Annotated in this window: 16 protein-coding genes and 1 pseudogene; 7 read left to right on the forward strand and 10 right to left on the reverse strand. The window is 65.4% G+C overall.

Features of this window, described 5'->3' with window-relative positions:
- Nucleotides 1–33: 33 nt before the first annotated feature.
- Nucleotides 34–528, forward strand: a complete 495-nt coding sequence (locus tag N6H05_RS11300) for a DUF2141 domain-containing protein (protein WP_284113927.1) — start codon at nucleotides 34–36, stop codon at nucleotides 526–528.
- A 7-nt stretch (nucleotides 529–535) separates the two neighbouring features.
- Nucleotides 536–1,501 (forward strand): acylglycerol kinase family protein, encoded by a 966-nt coding sequence (locus N6H05_RS11305; protein WP_010337966.1) that lies wholly within the window; start codon nucleotides 536–538, stop codon nucleotides 1,499–1,501.
- A 223-nt stretch (nucleotides 1,502–1,724) separates the two neighbouring features.
- Here N6H05_RS11305 and N6H05_RS11310 read toward each other — a convergent pair whose 3' ends face one another.
- Genes N6H05_RS11310 through N6H05_RS11325 form a run of 4 tightly spaced genes read right to left on the reverse strand, consistent with a single transcriptional unit; the run spans nucleotide 1,725 to nucleotide 7,307 of the window.
- A complete protein-coding gene (locus N6H05_RS11310; protein ID WP_284113928.1) occupies nucleotides 1,725–3,248 on the reverse strand; it encodes a Ppx/GppA family phosphatase in 1,524 nt (507 codons plus the stop codon).
- A 7-nt stretch (nucleotides 3,249–3,255) separates the two neighbouring features.
- On the reverse strand, nucleotides 3,256–5,394 hold the full coding sequence (locus N6H05_RS11315; protein ID WP_284113929.1) for an RNA degradosome polyphosphate kinase: 2,139 nt from the start codon (nucleotides 5,392–5,394) through the stop codon (nucleotides 3,256–3,258).
- A gap of 3 nt (nucleotides 5,395–5,397) precedes the next feature.
- Nucleotides 5,398–6,030 (reverse strand): HdaA/DnaA family protein, encoded by a 633-nt coding sequence (locus N6H05_RS11320; protein WP_284113930.1) that lies wholly within the window; start codon nucleotides 6,028–6,030, stop codon nucleotides 5,398–5,400.
- Nucleotides 6,027–7,307 carry a heavy-metal-associated domain-containing protein gene (locus N6H05_RS11325; protein ID WP_284113931.1) on the reverse strand — a complete coding sequence of 427 codons (1,281 nt, stop codon included), beginning with the start codon at nucleotides 7,305–7,307 and terminating at the stop codon, nucleotides 6,027–6,029. Before N6H05_RS11325 ends, N6H05_RS11320 begins: the two co-directional genes overlap by 4 nt.
- Nucleotides 7,308–7,398: 91 nt before the next feature.
- Between N6H05_RS11325 and purM the strand changes: the two genes are divergently transcribed.
- Both purM and purN read left to right on the forward strand, forming a co-directional pair.
- On the forward strand, nucleotides 7,399–8,493 hold the full coding sequence (gene purM, locus N6H05_RS11330; RefSeq protein ID WP_284113932.1) for a phosphoribosylformylglycinamidine cyclo-ligase: 1,095 nt from the start codon (nucleotides 7,399–7,401) through the stop codon (nucleotides 8,491–8,493).
- A gap of 25 nt (nucleotides 8,494–8,518) precedes the next feature.
- On the forward strand, nucleotides 8,519–9,469 hold the full coding sequence (gene purN / locus N6H05_RS11335) for a phosphoribosylglycinamide formyltransferase (RefSeq protein WP_284113933.1): 951 nt from the start codon (nucleotides 8,519–8,521) through the stop codon (nucleotides 9,467–9,469).
- Nucleotides 9,470–9,514: 45 nt separating this feature from the next.
- Here the strand turns inward: purN and N6H05_RS11340 are convergent, their stop codons facing one another.
- Together N6H05_RS11340 and N6H05_RS11345 are read right to left on the reverse strand one after the other, a co-directional pair.
- Complete coding sequence (locus tag N6H05_RS11340) at nucleotides 9,515–10,534, reverse strand: LLM class flavin-dependent oxidoreductase (RefSeq protein ID WP_284113934.1); 1,020 nt, start codon at nucleotides 10,532–10,534, stop codon at nucleotides 9,515–9,517.
- Between the two features lie 139 nt (nucleotides 10,535–10,673).
- Complete coding sequence (locus tag N6H05_RS11345; protein WP_029547626.1) at nucleotides 10,674–11,354, reverse strand: YiaD family glycine zipper/OmpA-like lipoprotein; 681 nt, start codon at nucleotides 11,352–11,354, stop codon at nucleotides 10,674–10,676.
- A gap of 147 nt (nucleotides 11,355–11,501) precedes the next feature.
- Here N6H05_RS11345 and N6H05_RS11350 point away from each other — a divergent pair, with 147 nt between their 5' ends.
- Entirely contained in the window at nucleotides 11,502–12,818 is a 1,317-nt protein-coding gene (locus N6H05_RS11350; RefSeq protein ID WP_284113935.1) for a hemolysin family protein, read from the forward strand.
- A gap of 2 nt (nucleotides 12,819–12,820) precedes the next feature.
- Entirely contained in the window at nucleotides 12,821–13,627 is an 807-nt protein-coding gene (locus tag N6H05_RS11355) for a kinase (protein WP_284113936.1), read from the forward strand.
- Between the two features lie 31 nt (nucleotides 13,628–13,658).
- Here N6H05_RS11355 and N6H05_RS11360 read toward each other — a convergent pair whose 3' ends face one another.
- A complete protein-coding gene (locus N6H05_RS11360) occupies nucleotides 13,659–14,264 on the reverse strand; it encodes a c-type cytochrome (RefSeq protein ID WP_284113937.1) in 606 nt (201 codons plus the stop codon).
- Nucleotides 14,265–14,436: 172 nt separating this feature from the next.
- On the opposite strand from N6H05_RS11360, the gene N6H05_RS11365 reads away from it, so the two are divergent.
- On the forward strand, nucleotides 14,437–15,327 hold the full coding sequence (locus N6H05_RS11365) for a prephenate dehydratase (RefSeq protein WP_004211109.1): 891 nt from the start codon (nucleotides 14,437–14,439) through the stop codon (nucleotides 15,325–15,327).
- 365 nt (nucleotides 15,328–15,692) lie between these two features.
- Here the strand turns inward: N6H05_RS11365 and N6H05_RS11370 are convergent, their stop codons facing one another.
- The 3 genes and pseudogenes from N6H05_RS11370 to N6H05_RS28275 all read right to left on the reverse strand — a co-directional run bounded on the left by N6H05_RS11370 (nucleotide 15,693) and on the right by N6H05_RS28275 (nucleotide 17,128).
- Nucleotides 15,693–15,986: an MAE_28990/MAE_18760 family HEPN-like nuclease gene (locus N6H05_RS11370; RefSeq protein WP_284113938.1), complete on the reverse strand. Its 294-nt coding sequence runs from the start codon at nucleotides 15,984–15,986 to the stop codon at nucleotides 15,693–15,695.
- Nucleotides 15,956–16,737: pseudogene (locus tag N6H05_RS11375) on the reverse strand (IS5 family transposase). The gene N6H05_RS11370 and the pseudogene N6H05_RS11375 overlap by 31 nt, the downstream one beginning before the upstream one ends.
- Nucleotides 16,643–17,128, reverse strand: a complete 486-nt coding sequence (locus N6H05_RS28275) for an MAE_28990/MAE_18760 family HEPN-like nuclease (RefSeq protein ID WP_502958973.1) — start codon at nucleotides 17,126–17,128, stop codon at nucleotides 16,643–16,645. Before N6H05_RS28275 ends, N6H05_RS11375 begins: the two are co-directional and overlap by 95 nt.
- Nucleotides 17,129–17,141: the final 13 nt, after the last annotated feature.

A 17,141-nucleotide genomic window follows, 5' to 3' on the forward strand; every position in this document is an offset into this window, starting at 1 on the left:
TCATGTCGGGCGGCTATAGCTTCCAGGAGTCTGATGGTCATGTTGAAAGTTGCAGTGGGTCTGATGCCGGTGGCGGTCCTGTTGGCCGCAACGCCTGCGCTGGCCCATGGTCAGGAAATCACGAACGATCTGTCCCGTTGCGCCGCATCGGCCAAGGGACCGGCGGTGCTGGTCGATGTGCGCGGCTTTGCCGAGGCGACGGGTCGCGTGCGCCTGCAGTCCTATCGCGCCACCAAGGCGAGCTGGCTGACCAAGGGTGAATGGCTCTATCGGATCGACAATGTCGTCCGTCCGTCCGACGGCGCGATGCGTTTCTGCATGCCGGTGCCCGAGGCGGGCAAATATGGCATCGCCGTGCGCCATGATCGGGACGGCAATGGCAAGACCGACATTTCGCGAGATGGCGGCGGCTTTTCCAACAATCCGTCGATCAACATCTTCAATCTGGGCAAGCCGTCGGTCGACAAGGCCGCCTTCTATGCTGGACCGGGCGTGACCCGGATCACCATCAACCTCAAATATATGTAAGGTCGTCATGGTCCGCGTCGCGCTCCTGTCCAATCCCAAGTCCACGGGCAACCGGCAGACCCTGCCGCGCGTGCGCAGTTTTTGTGCCAACAACCCGGACATCTTCCATTATGAGGTCGAGCATGTCGACCAGATCGGCCGCGCGCTGCAGACGATTGCGCGGGTCGATCCGGCCGTCATCGTCATCAATGGCGGCGACGGGACGGTGCAGGCGGCGCTGACCGAACTCTATCAGGGCGAGCATTTCTGCGGTCGGGTGCCCCCGATCGCGGTGCTGCCCAATGGCAAGACCAACCTGATTGCGCTGGACCTGGGCATCCATGGCGACCCGATCAAGGCGCTGGAGCGCATCGTCGAGATCGCCAAGTCGGGGCTGGGCGACCATGTCGTGCAGCGCGAACTGATCGCGCTGACCGACGGGCAGACGACCCGTCCGGTGCTGGGCATGTTCCTGGGCGGTGCGGGCCTGGCCGACTATATCCTCTATTGCCGGGACAAGATCTATCCGCTGGGCCTGTCCAACGGGTTCAGCCATTTCCTGACCGCGCTGGCCGTGCTGGCGTCGCTGGTCTTCGGCATTCGTGCCCGATTCCTGCCACAATCCAGCCACCCGGTCAGCATCTCGCTGATGCGCGAGGGGCAGTTGGCGGGCCGCTTTTCGGTGCTGATCGTGACCACGCTGGAGCGGCTGCTGCTGGGCGTCGATCCGGGTGACAGCCGCCGTGGCAACATGAAGCTGATGGCGGTCGACCAGAGCGTCTCGGCGCTGCTGCGCCTGGTGTGGGCCAGCGTCTTCCGCCGGATGGGCAAGCAGCAGATGCAGGGCATCCATCTGGAGCAGGGCGACACGATCCGCATCGAGGGCGCGCAGAGCAGCGTGATCCTGGACGGCGAAATCTTCCGCGCGTCGGAAGGCAAGCCGATCCTGCTGCGTTCGACCGAGCCGGTGCCCTTCCTGCGCCTGGCCGCCTGAGATCGCCTGAGCGGGGCTGGGCGGGTCGGGGACGACCGGAAACAGCCCTCACCATCATCGTCACCCTGAACTTGTTTCAGGGGCCATTCCCCCATAAGACCAATAGTTTGTCGGGCCCGATAGATGCTGAAACAAGTTCAGCATGACGTTGGAGGGGTGGCCGCTATCCATCCATCTCAGCCTTCGCCGGGCTGACGATATACCCACCGGGCCGTGATTGCCCTTATCCCTGTCCGCCGAGCAGCTGATATTTGAGGCCCATGGCCTGGGCGAGGTTGCGAAGGCGGCGTTCGACCGCTTCGCCATAGAGATCGGCATCCTCGTCGCGCAGGTGGAGGTCGATGCGGTCGCCATGCCGTTCCAGATGGGAAATGGCGAGCGGGCCTTCGACGCCGCCCGACAGGCGCTGGGCGAGGCGGATGGCAAGGCCCCAGAGCGCGGCGCGGCGCAGCGCGTCGGGGCTGGCCATGCGGTCAAGGTTGGGCAGCGTGCCGACATCGCCGCCGAAATGGGTGTGCAGCGCCTGGCCCAGCATCGCCCGCTCGGCAGCGGTGATGCCGACCCAATTGCTGTGCAGGGCGATTTCGACGCCGCGTTCGGCGCGGAAATCGGGATTGGCGCGCCAGCTGACATCGGCCAGCAGGCAAGCGGCGCGGCGGATACGGCGGGCATCCTTGTCATCGTCGGGGAAGAGCGGCGCGATCCAGCGGTCGATACGGTCGCCATGGCCGCGGAAGCGGGCCTGCGCCTCGCCCTCCGCCTCGGCGGCGACCAGCAGCGGGTCATGGGCACGGATGTCGTCGGGCAGATTTTCGTAGAGCAGCCCTTCGCGCAGGCCATAGGCCGACACGATCATCCGGCTGGACTTGAGCTGGCGCACGACCACCGACAGCAGCGCGGCAGCATCCGGCAGGGTCGGCACGCGCGATCCGGTCATGGCCGGGATCTGCTTCAGCCGGCCCTTGTCGACATGGGAGATGATGCGGGTGAGCTGTTCGGCACGGGCCGCGCTCATCTCATATTGATGCACCACCGGCAGCGGGAAATGGGTGAGTTGCATGTCGAAGCGGGCGAGCGAGCGCCAGGAGCCGCCGACGAGATAGAAGGGCAGGTCCGGTTCCGCCTGCCAGCCGGCCTTTTCCAGCATCTTGGCGACGCAGCGATCAAGCGCGCGCGGCCCCTTGGCCCGGATCTGCGGCAGGCGCAGCACGCCCAGCGGCAGCGAGATGGTCTGTTCGACCGCGCCCTTGCGCACGCGGGCCAGTTCCAGGCTGCCGCCGCCCAGGTCGCCGACAATGCCGTCGGCATCGGGAATGCCCGACAGCACGCCCATGGCGGCGCCGATCGCCTCCTGCGCGCCCGACAGCAGTTCGACGGTCAGGCCCATCGTCTTGGCACGGGTGATGAATTCGGCGCCATTGGTGGCATCGCGCACGGCGGCCGTCGCCACGCAGCGTATGTCGGTGACGCGCATGTCGCGGCACAGATGGGCGAAGCGGCCGATGGCGCGCAGGCCGCGTTCCATCGCCTCCGCTTCGATCGCACCGGTCTTGGCGAGCGAAGCACCCAGGCCCGCCATCACCTTTTCATTGAACAGGATGAAGGGGATGCGGCGCGGCCCGTCATAGACGACCAGGCGGACGCTGTTGGAGCCGATGTCGATGATCGCCGAGCGCGCCGTGGCGGGTTCGGGCGAGGTCGCCATGGTCTCCGCCATGGCGCGCACGCGGCTGAGCATCGAGTTCATCGCGCGATCAGGCCCGGCCACGCAGGCGCAGGGTCGGCACCGCGCCATGCTCCTGCGCTGCACCACGCCCGGACAGCGACGGGTTGGTCATGAAATAACGGTGCAGGTTGAATGGCCGGTCGCCCGGCTCCAGCCGGGTATAATGGCCGTCGCTGTCCAGCACCCAGCTCTGTTCGGTGTCGATCAGATTGGCGACCATCACCTGGTCCAGAATCTGGTCATGGACCGTCGGATTTTCGACCGGTGCGAGGAATTCGACGCGGCGGTCGAAGTTGCGCGGCATCCAGTCGGCCGAGCTGATATAGACCTTCGCGCCATTATTGGGCAGCGCCTTGCCATTGCCGAAGACGGTGATGCGGCTATGTTCCAGGAAGCGGCCGACGACCGACTTCACCCGGATATTTTCCGACATGCCCGGAACGCCGGGCCGCAGGCAGCAGATGCCGCGCACGATCAGGTCGATCTGCACCCCGGCATTGCTGGCGGCATAGAGCTTCTCGATGATCGCCGGGTCGACCAGGCTGTTCATCTTGGCCCAGATGGTGCCGGGGCGGCCGGCGCGGACATGGTCGATCTCCGCATCGATGCAGGCGCACAGCGTGTCGCGCAGGTCGCGCGGGCTCATGACCAGCTTTTCCAGCCGCTGCGGTTCGACATAGCCGGTGATGTAGTTGAACAACGCGGTGGCGTCCCGGCTATAGGCGGGGTCAGCGGTGAAGAAGCTGAGATCGGTATAGATGCGCGCGGTGATCGGGTGGTAATTACCGGTGCCGAAATGACAGTAGCTGCGGAACTGGTCGCCCTCGCGCCGGATCACCATCGACACCTTGGCATGGGTCTTCCAGTCGATGAAGCCATAGACGACCTGCACGCCCGCGCGTTCCAGCGCGTCGGCCCACATCAGATTCTGTTCTTCGTCGAAGCGCGCCTTGAGCTCGACCACCGCGGTCACCGACTTGCCGGCCTCGGCCGCGTCGATCAGGGCGCGGATGATCGCCGACTGCTTGCCCGCGCGGTAGAGAGTCTGCTTGATCGCGACCACGTCCGGGTCGGACGCGGCCTGTTTCAGGAAGGAGATGACGACGTCGAACGCCTCATAGGGGTGATGGACGACGATGTCCTTGGCGCGGATCGCGGCGAAACAGTCGCCGCCATATTCGCGGATGCGCTCGGGGAAGCGCGGCGCATAGGGTTCGAACTTGAGGTCCGGCCGGTCGGCGTCGACGATGCCGGACAGGTCGCCGATGCCGATGAAGCCCTCCACCTCGACCACGATCGCTTCATGGCCCTGGAGCATGTCCTGGAGCATTTCCTCGACCGGTTCGGGGATGCGTTCCTCTATCTCCATGCGGATCACCCGGCCGCGGCGGCGGCGCTTGATGGCGCTGCGGAAATAGCGGACCAGATCCTCCGCCTCTTCCTCGATCTCGATGTCGCTGTCGCGGATGATGCGGAACACGCCGCTGTTGCGGACGCGATAGCCGGGGAAGAGATCGGCCGAGAAGCGACGGATCACCGCCTCCAGCGCCATGTAGCGCATCGGTTCGCCCGGAATGCGCACGAAGCGGGCGAGCGAGGAGGGGATCATCACCAGTTCGCGGATCGGCTGCTTGTCCGACAGACGCTCCAGATCGAAGACGATCGACAGGCCCTGGTTGGGGATGAAGGGGAAGGGATGTGCCGGGTCGAGCGCCTGGGGGGTCAGGATCGGGAAGATCTGGGTCAGGAAATGTTCGCGCAGCCACCCCGCGCAGCCGGCATCCATTTCCGCGGATGGACCGATCACCTCGATCCCGACCTGCACCAGCTCGCCATGCAGCGCGCCCCAGACCTTCTGCTGGGCGCGCATCAGGCTGGCCGTGGTCTCGGTGATCGCGCCGAGCTGCTGCGCCGGGGTCAGGCCGTCGGCCGACCGCAGATCGACATCCTGCAACTGCTGGCCCTTGAGCCCGGCAACCCGGACGGAGAAGAATTCGTCGAGATTAGCGCCCGAAATCGACAGGAAGCGGAGCCGTTCGAGCAAGGGATGCGCCCGGTTCATCGCCTCTTCCAGCACCCGCTGGTTGAAGGCCAGCCAGGACAGCTCACGGTTGAAATAGCGCTCGCCCGCGGGCGAAAGGCTGGCGATGGGATCGGCTTCGGCCACGGATTACTCGCGCTGGTCGTTGGTGGGATCGGGCGGGACTATAGGCAAGATTCCTGCAGATTGCAGGGCCTCTTTCGCCAGTGCGACCGAAATCTTACGTCCAGATGACAGCGACGCCTCATCCAGCAGCGCCGTCACCGCCGCAATCGCGCCATAGCTGCGCTCGATCCGCCGAAGCAGCCAGGGCGCAAGGTCGGGTGCGAAGCTGGCGCCCGACGCGCCCAGCCGCCGCTCGATCAGCGCCAGCGCCAGCGCCTCGTCCGGTTCCTCGATCGCGACATGGGGCGATCCGGCCAGCCGCGATCGCAGGTCGGGCAGCGCCACCGTCCAGCGCAGCGGCGAGGTGCGGCCGATCATCAGCAGCGGCCGATGCTCGGTCTGCGCCTCGTTCCAGGCGTGGAACAGCATATGCTCGTCCTGCCCCTCGGCATCGTCGATCACGCTGCCGCCGCTCATCGCCACGAACTGGCGGCCCAGCGCCGAACGGCCCGAGAGGGGCGGGCCGGTCAATATCGTTACCGACACGGGCCAGTCGCGCCAGCGTTCCAGATGGGCGACGGCCAGTTGATTGGCCCCGCTCACCAGAAACTCCTCGCCCTGGCCCTGCCATTCGAAGGGCAGGCTGATCTGGCTCATGGCTGTCCTGCGGGCGCCTGTCGGCGCGTGATGCGCATGGTGTTGCCGGAAGCGGCGACGCTGTAGCCGCGCGCCTGCAATCCGGTGCGCAGCGCGTCGGCCGTGCCTTCGAAGCTGACCTGCATCACCGACGTGCCGCCCAGCGCCAGGCTGCTGGTCGCAGCGGAGCGCACGCCCGGAATGGCCCGCACCGCCGATTCGCCTGCGCTCGCCGATCCGACGTCCGGTGTGTCGAACTGGATCGCGAAGCTGGCGACGCTAGTGGCGGTCGGCACCGGTGCGTCGATCGCCTCGATCGGTGTTTCGGCTGCATTCTCGATCGCCAGCGCATTGGGGTCGACCGGTTCCTCGATCACCAGCGACGGGTCGGGGCGCAGGCGACCGTCATTGAGCGCGCGAATATAGAGTTCGTCGACCCTGCGGGCGCCTTCGTCCAGCATCTGCGGGATACCGCTGTCGTTCGAGGCGCGCAGCGCGAAGCTGCCGATCAGGCTGTTGTCGGGGCCATAACGGGCGGTGAAATTGGCCGTCACCGGGCCGCCGGGCCATTGCCGGTCGAGCCGCACCATCGGGATCACCACATCGGCCGCGCCATATTGGTCGAGCAGCACGCGCCACCACAGGCGGCCGCGCCGCCCGGTCTGGCCTGCGTTGAGCAATACCGGGTCGGCGACCGAGCCCGCGACGCGGACATAGTCGATCGCGCTGTCACCGGTGCGATAACGCGCCCAGGCCTTCTGCCATTCATTGACCCGTTCATAGGATACGGCGGAGCCGCCATCCCACATCACTGGGATCACCAGCAGCGGCGGCGAGCGCATGACGTTGCCGGAAACGCCCAGAAGCTGGCCGGTGCGCGCACGGTCGAACAGGATGCCGAGCGTCGCGACATAGCGACCGGGGCCGGCCTGTTCATATTCGACCTCGATGCCCGAGATCATGGCTTCGAGCTGCGAATCGGACAGGCTGGGCACGCCGGCGGCGCCATGGGTGCGGGTCCACAGCATCTTCCACGCCTGGCGCTGGGCCAGCCGCCAGCCGGCATAGCGGGCCGCATCGGCGCTGCTGGCCTGGACGTCGACCTTCACGCCGCGCACCTCATAATCGCCGCCGCTGGCGATCGGCGGGACGCCGCGTTCACCCTCCATCTGGGCGAACAGCGCGGCGCCGACCAGGCCGATTCCCACCGCGCCGGCGATCTGCGCCGGGCGGGAAAGGGCGTGGAGAGCAAGCGCTGGCGGGAACGACAGGCGACGAAGAGTCTTGGCAAGGATCACGGGCGTCCTTTTGGCGAGTTTAGCCCCGCATGCCAAGCGTGAACCCATGCAGCCTTCCGTTTTCGACGCTATTGCTCTAGGGCGCTGGCCCATGAGCGACAACGAATCCTACAGCTACGCCAAGGCTGGCGTCGACATCGCCGCGGGCAACGCCCTTGTCCGTGCCATCGCCCCCCTGGCCAAGGCCACCCGACGCCCCGGCGCGGATGCCGAACTGGGCGGTTTCGGTGGCTTTTTCGACCTCAAGGCGGCGGGCTATGACGACCCGTTGCTGGTCGCGGCCAATGATGGTGTAGGCACCAAGCTGAAGCTGGCGATCGACCATGACCGCCATGATGGCGTGGGTATCGACCTCGTTGCCATGTGCGCCAACGACCTGATCGTGCAGGGTGCCGAGCCGCTCTTCTTCCTTGACTATTATGCCACCGGCAAGCTGGAGTCGGGCGTCGCCGAGCGCGTCATCGCCGGCATCGCCGAGGGTTGCCGCCAAGCCGGCTGCGCCCTGATCGGTGGTGAGACCGCCGAAATGCCCGGCATGTACAGCGATGGCGACTATGATCTGGCCGGCTTCTGCGTCGGTGCGGTGGAACGTTCCAAGGCGCTGACCGGCAACAAGGTGAAGGCCGGCGACGTCCTGATCGGCCTCGCCTCTTCCGGCGTTCACTCCAACGGTTTCTCGCTGGTCCGCCGCCTCGCCGCCGACAAGGGCTGGAAGCTCGATCGCCCGGCGCTGTTCGACAATGAAGTGCTGCTGATCGACGCGCTGATGGCGCCGACCAAAATCTACGTGAAGAGCCTGTTGCCGCTGGTCCGCGCCGGCATGATCAATGCGCTCGCCCACATTACCGGCGGCGGCCTGCTGGAAAATATCCCGCGTGTCCTGCCCGAGGGCACCCATGCCACGGTCGATGCCGACGCCTGGGAACAGCCACGCCTGATGGCCTTCCTCCAGGCGCAGGGCAATATCGAGCCGGAAGAAATGGCACGCACCTTCAACTGCGGCATCGGCATGATCCTGGCGGTGGACGAGGCGCATGTCGCCGGCGTGACCCAGGCGCTGGAGGATGCGGGCGAAACCGTGTTCCGCGTCGGCACTGTCAGCGAAGGCGACAAGGGCTGCACCGTCAAGGGCAGCGCCGAAACCTGGAGCGCGAAGGCCGACTGGTCGGCCACGCATCTGGGCTGACAAGCACCACGACCGGAGTGGGATAATGACCAAGGCAAAGATCGGCGTCCTGATTTCCGGCCGTGGCTCGAACATGGCGGCTTTGCTCTATGCGGCGAAGGCGCAGGACTGTCCGTTCGAGATCGTGCTGGTCGCCGCCAACGACCCGGAAGCCCCCGGCCTGGCGCTCGCCGCGGCCGAGGGCATCGCCACCTTCGGCCAGAGCCACAAGGGCATGAAGCGCGCGGAGTTCGACGCGGTGATCGACGCGGAGCTGCGTAAGGCCGGCATCCAATATGTCGCGCTCGCCGGCTATATGCGCCTTCTGTCGCCCGAGTTCGTGTCCGGCTGGGAAGAACGGATGCTCAACATCCATCCCAGCCTGCTACCCAAATATAAGGGCCTCGATACCCATCAGCGCGCGATCGACGCGGGCGACAGTCATGCTGGCTGCTCGGTCCATATCGTCACGGCCGAACTCGACGATGGCCCGGTGCTGGGCCAGACCCCGGTGGCGATCCTGCCCGGCGACACGGCCGACAGTCTGGCCGGGCGCATCCTGATCGCCGAGCATCAGCTCTATTCGCGCACGCTGGCCGATTTCGTCACCCGTGAGCGTCAGCCCGACTGGCTGCTGAACAAGGTGCGCGAAGCGGCGCTGGCCCTGCCGCAGGCGGACGAGATCGTTTCGCATGGCATGCCCTGCTTCGGCGTCGTCAAGGGCAAGAAATTCGCCTATTTCACCCGCGACCATCATGGCGACGGCATCATCGCCGTGCTGGTGAAGACCACCGCGCCGGAGGAACAGGCGACGCTGATGGAAGCCGACCCGGAACGCTATTATCGCCCCGCCTATTTCGGCAATGACTGGGTCGGCATCCGCCTCGACCTGGGCGACACGGACTGGGAGCATATCGCGGAACGGCTGCGCGCCAGCTGGCGCCAGATCGCGCCGAAGAAGCTGCTTGGCCTGATGGATATCGCCGACCAGTTCTGATTGCGCGCGCTGCGAAGGACAGTGCGCGCAATCAGCGGGGATGCGTTAGCGCCAGCCCAGGGCGGGGGCGATGTGCTTCAAGATAGAATCGATCACATGGACATTATAGGCAACGCCCAGTTGGTTCGGCACGGTCAGTAGCAGCGTGTCCGCTTCGGCGATCGCCTCGTCGGCCCGGAGCTGTTCGATCAACTGTTCCGGCTCGGCCGAATAGGAGCGGCCGAAGACGGCGCGCATGTTGTCGATCACGCCGACATGGTCGCTGCTGTCGCCCCGGCCGAAATAGTCGTGATCCTCCTGATTCATCAGCGCGAAGATCGAGCGGGATACGGAGACGCGCGGTTCGCGTGCGTGGCCGGCCGCTTTCCAGGCTTCCTTATAGGCGCGGATCTGTTGGGCTTGCTGGACGTGGAAGGGCTCCCCGCTCTCATCGGCCTTCAGGGTCGAGCTTTGCAGGTTCATGCCCATCTGGGCCGCCCAGACCGCGGTAGCGTTCGAGGCCGATCCCCACCAGATGCGGTCGCGCAGCCCGTCCGAATGGGGTTCCAGCCGCAACAGGCCGGGCGGATTGGGGAACATCGGGTTGGGGTTGGGCTGGGCAAAGCCTTCGCCGTTCAGCAGCCGCAGGAAGACTTCGGCATGGCGGCGCCCCATGTCGGCATCGCTCTGTCCTTCGGCCGGGGCATAGCCGAAATGGCGCCAGCCATCGATCACCTGTTCGGGCGATCCCCGGCTGATGCCCAGTTGCAGGCGTCCGCCGCTGATCAGATCGGCCGCGCCCGCATCTTCGATCATGTAGAGCGGATTTTCGTAGCGCATGTCGATGACGCCGGTGCCGATCTCGATCCGGCTGGTCTTGGCGCCGATCGCGGCGAGCAGGGGGAAGGGCGAGCCGAGCTGGCGCGCGAAATGATGGACCCGGAAATAGGCGCCGTCCGCGCCCAGTTCCTCGGCCGCGACCGCCAGATCGATCGATTGGAGCAGCACGTCGCTGGCCGAACGGGTGGCGGAATAGGGGGCCTGCGACCAATGGCCGAAGGAAAGGAAACCGATCTTCTTCATCATAGCCCTTCCAGTTTGAACTTTGGGCTATGAGCTGGGCCTTGGCGATCCCGCCTGCAACCGCCTGATTGGAATTGGATAGTTTCCAATCTGATGTCTGGCTGTCAGGGGGCCGGGCCACCCCAGGCGGCCCGGCGCTCGATCAGCTACGCACGTCGGATTCGGTGACGGGCGAGATCTTGATTTCGACGCGGCGGTTGGCGGCCTTGCCTTCCTCGGTCGCGTTCGACGCGATCGGCTGGGTTTCGCCAAAGCCGCGGGTGGCGATGCGCGCCGACTGGACGCCATGGCTGGTCAGGTAACCGGCGACCGACTGGGCGCGGCGTTCCGACAGCGTCTGGTTATAGGCGTCCGACCCGTCGCTGTCGGTGTGACCATATACGTCGATATAGGTCTTGGGATATTGCGACAGGATAGACGAGACCTCGTCCAGCGTGGGGCGGAACTGCGGCTGGACGCTGGCGTCGTTGAAGGCGAAGGTGATGCCCGAGGGCATGCGTAGCAGCAGGTCGTCGCCCTGGCGGATCACGTCGACGCCGCTGCCGGCGGTCTGCTGGCGCAGCTTGCGTTCCTGTTCGTCCATATAGGAGCCGATGCCGGCGCCCGCGATCGCGCCGATGCCGGCGCCCAGGATCTTTTCGGTGCGGTCATGCCGGCCGCCGACCAGATCGCCCAGCAGATAGCCGCCGAGCGCGCCGCCGATGCCGCCGATCGCCGCCTTCGACATGCGCTTCTGCCCGGTTTCCGGGTCGGTGGTGCAGGCCGTGGTGGTCAGCATCGCGGCAAGGCCGGCGGCCATCATGATCCGGTGCGAAATCCTCATTCTTCTATTCCCTTGTCCTTGGCATCCGCGTGGATGGATGCGTCCCTAATTACCCAGACGATGGATTGTTCCACAAGTGAACTGAACGGATGATGATGGGATGGTTGTGAAAACGAAAGAATAAAGGTTATAGGGGAGGGGACCACCATGGCCACGATCCCCCCTCCCGCTCCGACGCCCTTCCCTTGGGTAGACCTCATCATCATCCTCGCGCTGGTCGCGCTGAACGGCGTCTTCGCGATGTCGGAGCTGGCCATCGTGTCCGCGCGCAAGCCACGGCTGCAGGCGATGGAGAAGGCCGGCAAGCGCGGCGCCAAGTCGGCGTTGCAGCTGGCGGCGGACCCCGGCAAGTTCCTGTCGACGGTGCAGATCGGCATCACCCTGATCGGCATCATTTCGGGCGCCTATTCCGGCGCCAGCCTTGGCGGGCCGACCGGCGAGCGGCTCGCGGCGCTGGGCCTGTCGCCCAATATGGCGGAAAATCTGGGCTTTGCGCTGGTCATCGGCCTCACCACCTATGCCTCGCTGATCATCGGCGAACTGGTGCCCAAGCAGTTCGCGCTGCGCCAGCCCGAGCCGATCGCCGTGCTGGTGGCGACGCCGATGTTGTATCTGGCCAAACTGACCGCGCCGGTGGTGTGGGTGCTCGACAAGTCGAGCAGCCTGATCTTCAAGCTGCTGGGGCTGGACCGCGAATCCGAACATCATGTCACGGTCGAGGAACTGCACCTGATCGTCGCCGAGGCGAGCCGGTCGGGCATCATTGAGGAAAGCGAGCGGGCGATCATCTCCGGCGTGGTGCGGCTGGCCGACCGGCCGGTGCGCGAGGTGATGACCCAGCGCATGGATGTCGACTGGATCGACATCAACGCCGACGAGGACACAGTACGCCTGCGGCTGCTGGAAACGCCGCATACCCGCCTGCCGGTGGGGCGCGGATCGGTGGAGGACATTATCGGCATCGTTCAGGCGCGCGACATCATGACCGCGCTGTTCCGGGGCGAGGCGCTGAATATCGAGGCGCTGCTGCGCAAGGCGGAGGTCGTGCCCGACCAGGTCGACGCGATGGATGCGCTGGAGGTGCTGCGCAAGTCCGATGTGCCGATGGTGATGGTGCATGACGAATATGGGCATTTCGAGGGGATCGTGACCCCGGCCGACCTGCTGTCGGCGATCGCCGGCCATTTCGCGTCCGACCGCGACGTCTATGACGAGCCCGATCTGGTCGAGCGCGAGGATGGCAGCCTGCTGGTGTCGGGGCAGATGCCGATCGACCAGCTGGCCGAGAAGATCGACATCAACCTGTCCGAGGACCGCGATTATGCGACGGTCGCGGGCCATGTGCTGTGGCTGCTCAAGCGCCTGCCCGAAGTCGGCGACTATGCCGAGGATCAGGGCTGGCGTTTCGAGATTGTCGACATGGACGGGCGCAAGATCGACAAGCTGCTGGTCGCGCAGCTCTGACCATGGCGGCGTCGGCGCTCGATGCGGTCGATCGCCTGGCGCTGTGCCTGCTGGAAGAAAAGGGCGGCCTGGCCGTGCTGGGCCTGTGTGGGGCGCAGGGCAGCGGCAAGAGCACATTGGCGCAGGCGCTGCTGGCGCGCATGGGCGCGCGGGGCGTGGCGAGCGCGATCCTGTCGATCGATGATCTGTATCTGACGAAGGCCGAGCGGCAGGCGCTTGCCGGGAGCGTGCATCCGCTGCTGCGGACGCGGGGCGTGCCGGGGACGCATGATGTCGCGATGGGCTTGCGGGTGCTGGATGCGCTGGCGGCGGGGCGGGCAGTGCGCTTGCCGCGGTTCGACAAGGCGGTGGACGATCGCTTGCCTGAAAACGCGTGGCCGGAGGCAGGGGCGGGGCTGCGGTTGTTGATCCTGGAGGGCTGGTGCGTGGGCGCGCGGGCGCAGGAGGCAGGCGCACTGGACGCTCCGGTCAATGCGCTGGAGCGGGACGAGGATGGCGACGGGCGCTGGCGGCGTTTCGTCAATGCGGCGCTGGCGGGGGACTATCAGACGCTGTTCGGGCGGATCGACGCGCTGGCGCTGCTGGCGGCGCCGGGCTTCGACGTGGTCCAGGGCTGGCGGACGCAGCAGGAGGCCGAATTGCGCGCGGCCGGCGGCGGCAGTGGGGTGATGAACGATGCGCAGGTCGCCCGCTTCATCCAGCATTATGAGCGGCTGACCCGGCATATCTTGGACGAGATGCCGGCGCGGGCCGATCTGGTCGTGGCACTGGATGCCCAGCGCGGCGTGACGGCGGTTCGCGGCCGATAGCTCAAGCCACCGGCTGCGCCCTTCCAGAAATTTACTGCGCCGCGTTCTCGGCCGGGGCCTCGGTCGCGTTGGCGGCATTGTCGCCGTCTTCGGCCGGCGCCGCATTGTCGGCGGCGGCGGGCAGGGGGAGGTTGGACCCCTGCGTGTTGAGCCAGGCGATCAGGTTGGCGCGATCGGCCGGGTTGGAGAGGCCGGCAAAGGTCATCTTGGTGCCGGGGGCAAATTCACGCGGGCTTTTCAGCCAATGGTCGAGATTCTCGAAGCTCCATTCGCCGCCCTTGCTCTTGAGCGCTTCGGAGAAGGCGAAACCGCCCTTGCCCTGGCCGATCGCCTCGCCGACGGTGGCGTAGAGATTGGGGCCGATGCCGTTGGCGCCGCCCTGGTTGACGGTGTGACAGGCGGCGCACTTGGCGAACACCTTTTCGCCCGCCGCGACATCCGCGCTGGCGAGCAGCGTGTTGAGGCCGGGGCCGCTGTCGCCGCCGCCTTCGCCTTCAACTTCGATGCCTTCGATGGCGTAGCCCATCTTTTCGGGCCGTTCGTCGTGGAAATATTTGGAACTGACGATCGCGCCACCCAGCGCGATGATGCCTGCAAACAACGCCCACCCTGCAACGGTGTTGAAACGATCGCCCATCCGCAGAATTCCCTCGCATCTTTGTTATGGAGGCTGTCTTGCGCTCCCCCACTTAGGGCCTTGCCATAATGGGGCTTCCGCGATGGCGCAACCCGCCGTGGCGCTTTTCACGCCCCGCCGCCCCGCCGATGCTTGCGCGCGCTGCCCCAACTGCCTAAGCGCGCAGGCACGCATGGAAAATTACCCCGCCCCCGCTCGCGCGCTGGTCGCCGACATGTCGCAAAAGGCCGCTGCCGATCCGGCGCGCGCCGTCGCCTATCAGGGCGCGCCCGGTGCCAATTCGCACCTGGCCGCGCTTGGCTACGCCCCCGATTGCGTGCCGCTGCCCAGCTTTGCGTTCGAGGATGCGATCGACGCGGTGCGGAACGGTCTTGCCGCCCGGGCGATCATTCCGATCGAGAACAGCCTGCACGGCCGCGTCGCCGACATGCATTTCCTGCTGCCCGAATCCGGGCTGCACATCGTCGACGAATATTTCCTGCGCATCCGCCACTGCCTGATGGCGCCCGACACGGTGCCGGTGAAGAGCGCGATCAGCCATCCGCAGGCGCTGGGCCAGTGCCGCCATTATCTGCGCGAGCGCGGCATCCAGCCGGTCGCCTATGCCGACACCGCCGGCGCCGCTGCGCTGGTGGCGGAGACGCGGGCGCCGGGCGAGGGGGCGATCGCCCCCTATCTGGCCGCCGAAATCTATGGCCTGCGCCTGATCGCCGAGAATATCGAGGATAGTGACGACAATATGACCCGCTTCCTGGTGCTGGCGCGCGAGCCCAAGGCGCCGGCGGCGGGCGTCGGCCCGGTCATGACCACCTTCCTGTTCGAGGTGAAGAATATCCCGGCCGCGCTCTACAAGGCGATGGGCGGCTTTGCGACCAATGGCGTCAACATGACCAAGCTGGAAAGCTACCAGCGCGGCGCCAGCTTTGCCGCGACCGAATTCTACTGCGATATCGAAGGGATGCCGGGCGACCCGGCGGTCGACCGCGCGCTCGCCGAGCTGGAATTCCACACCAAATGGGTGCGCGTGCTGGGCAGCTACCGCCAGGCCCGCCCCCGCACCTGATTGGTGTGCCCGGCAGAGGGCGGTTTCAGGGTCACTCCTGGGTCGCTCCAGGGTCATGGCGCGAAGTTCACAGTGTCGTGACGCGATGATATCGGCGTTTTGTGGCCTTTTCGCGCCTGAAACGCACCGCCGACGCGCCTGTTGGATCACATCCGGGTCATGGCGAAGCGACACCAGGGTCACGGTGACGCGCCTGTTGGGTTGCGGGGGTGGCGGCGTATCGGTGCGCGCGCTGGGGCGGGATCGCGGCTGGTCCATCGCTGAGGATAGATCAGAGATTGCGCGAGTAGGAAAGGGCGGGCCGATGGTCGGTAGGCAAGCGTCCGGCAGGTTTGCGGTTTTAACGGCAGGATTGGAGGCGGCGACTAGGCGGCTTTGTAGGTCTGCAAGACAACGTGATTTTCGAGGGCGTCTGCGAAAGATCGCATCAATTCGACGGTTCCATTCGCTACCTCATTGAGATCTTCCATGGCGATAAGTGTCTCCTCTCCATGTGCAATGGAATTTCGACGTTTGAGCAGCACTACATCAATGAAGGTCGATGCGTCGGAAAATGGCTTTGTATCCACACAGCAGATGACACAAATATCTGAAAAAACTTCGAAATTTAGGTTTGCCTTTGTGTTGATTAGGCGGTGTTGACAAAAGCTTTCAGCCATAGTCGCGCGGCAGCGAGGTTGATGAAGCTCTCGAACGACAGGACGGTCTTGTCGTAGCGGGTGGCGATGCGGCGCTGCTGCTTGAGTTTGGCGAACATGCGCTCGACACGATTGCGATCCTTGTAGCGCCGGTAGTCGGGATGGGCCGGCACCTTGCGGTTGGAGCGCGGCGGGATGACGGGCAGGATGCCTCGCATGAGCAGGTTCTCCCGGAACCTGTCGCCATCATAGCCTTTGTCGGCGAGCAGCGCCCTGGGCTTGGGCAGCGGCAGGTTCATCAGATCGTCGGCCGCCGTATAGTCCGATGCCTCGCCGCCGGTAAGGATGAAGCCGACAGGGAGGCCCTGATTGTCACAGCGGGCGTGGATCTTGCTCGTAAAGCCGCCGCGTGATCGACCAAAAGCCTGCGCACAAGCCCCCCTTTTCCGCCCGCTGCCGAGACGTGGCCGCGAACCGTGGTGCTGTCGATCATGTGCTGCCAGTCGTCGGTGAGGCCCAGATCGACCAACGTTTGCAGCATGGCGTCCCAGACGCCTTGCTCCGCCCAGCGCCGGAACCGGACATAGACCGAGTTCCACTTGCCATAGCGCTCGTGCATGTCGCGCCACGGGCAACCGACCCGCAGCACATGCAGCATGCCATTGAGAAAGCGCCGGTTATCGCCGGCCGGTCGGGCATGCCTCCCACGCTCGGACGGGAGTAGCGGCCCGATCAACTCCCACTCCGCGTCCGACAAATCCCCTCGATCCATGACCGCTCCCCAAAGAGCAGCCTTGAATCAGAACACGCACCGATTGGGAATCCCTTTTGTCAACGCCGCCTAGGTCTTCGTTGACACGGTTGAACCGTCGGTCGGAAGAGGTAAGTATCTCTTCGACTAAGGTGCATCGTTCGGCAATGCTCAGCTTTCCACCGTTGGTGTACGCAAGTTTGGGAAGGAAATAATTTTTGAAAAATTGAGGGCCGAGCTGGCTATATGGGAATTTCCGCAACGCGATATGTTCGAGATATTTTTTTGCAGTGAAGCGAACATATCCTTCCCAATGGGCATAGCAGATGGTGACAAGTGCTCTTAATAGCACTCGCCGTACCCCGCTGTCCCCTTGGCGTATTGCTGCCTTGAGATCGGAAATCTCCTTCATCCGCCAATTACGA

Source organism: Sphingobium sp. WTD-1 (genome assembly GCF_030128825.1).
Classification (GTDB): domain Bacteria; phylum Pseudomonadota; class Alphaproteobacteria; order Sphingomonadales; family Sphingomonadaceae; genus Sphingobium.

Coding starts and splice junctions, on each gene's coding strand:
- N6H05_RS11300 (WP_284113927.1), top strand. CDS start 34: ATGGTCATGTTGAAAGTTGCAGTGGGTCTGATGCCGGTGGCGGTCCTG.
- N6H05_RS11305 (WP_010337966.1), top strand. CDS start 536: ATGGTCCGCGTCGCGCTCCTGTCCAATCCCAAGTCCACGGGCAACCGG.
- N6H05_RS11310 (WP_284113928.1), bottom strand. CDS start 3,248: ATGAACTCGATGCTCAGCCGCGTGCGCGCCATGGCGGAGACCATGGCG.
- N6H05_RS11320 (WP_284113930.1), bottom strand. CDS start 6,030: ATGAGCCAGATCAGCCTGCCCTTCGAATGGCAGGGCCAGGGCGAGGAG.
- purM (WP_284113932.1), top strand. CDS start 7,399: ATGAGCGACAACGAATCCTACAGCTACGCCAAGGCTGGCGTCGACATC.
- purN (WP_284113933.1), top strand. CDS start 8,519: ATGACCAAGGCAAAGATCGGCGTCCTGATTTCCGGCCGTGGCTCGAAC.
- N6H05_RS11340 (WP_284113934.1), bottom strand. CDS start 10,534: ATGATGAAGAAGATCGGTTTCCTTTCCTTCGGCCATTGGTCGCAGGCC.
- N6H05_RS11345 (WP_029547626.1), bottom strand. CDS start 11,354: ATGAGGATTTCGCACCGGATCATGATGGCCGCCGGCCTTGCCGCGATG.
- N6H05_RS11350 (WP_284113935.1), top strand. CDS start 11,502: ATGGCCACGATCCCCCCTCCCGCTCCGACGCCCTTCCCTTGGGTAGAC.
- N6H05_RS11355 (WP_284113936.1), top strand. CDS start 12,821: ATGGCGGCGTCGGCGCTCGATGCGGTCGATCGCCTGGCGCTGTGCCTG.
- N6H05_RS11360 (WP_284113937.1), bottom strand. CDS start 14,264: ATGGGCGATCGTTTCAACACCGTTGCAGGGTGGGCGTTGTTTGCAGGC.
- N6H05_RS11365 (WP_004211109.1), top strand. CDS start 14,437: ATGGAAAATTACCCCGCCCCCGCTCGCGCGCTGGTCGCCGACATGTCG.
- N6H05_RS11370 (WP_284113938.1), bottom strand. CDS start 15,986: ATGGCTGAAAGCTTTTGTCAACACCGCCTAATCAACACAAAGGCAAAC.
- N6H05_RS28275 (WP_502958973.1), bottom strand. CDS start 17,128: ATGAAGGAGATTTCCGATCTCAAGGCAGCAATACGCCAAGGGGACAGC.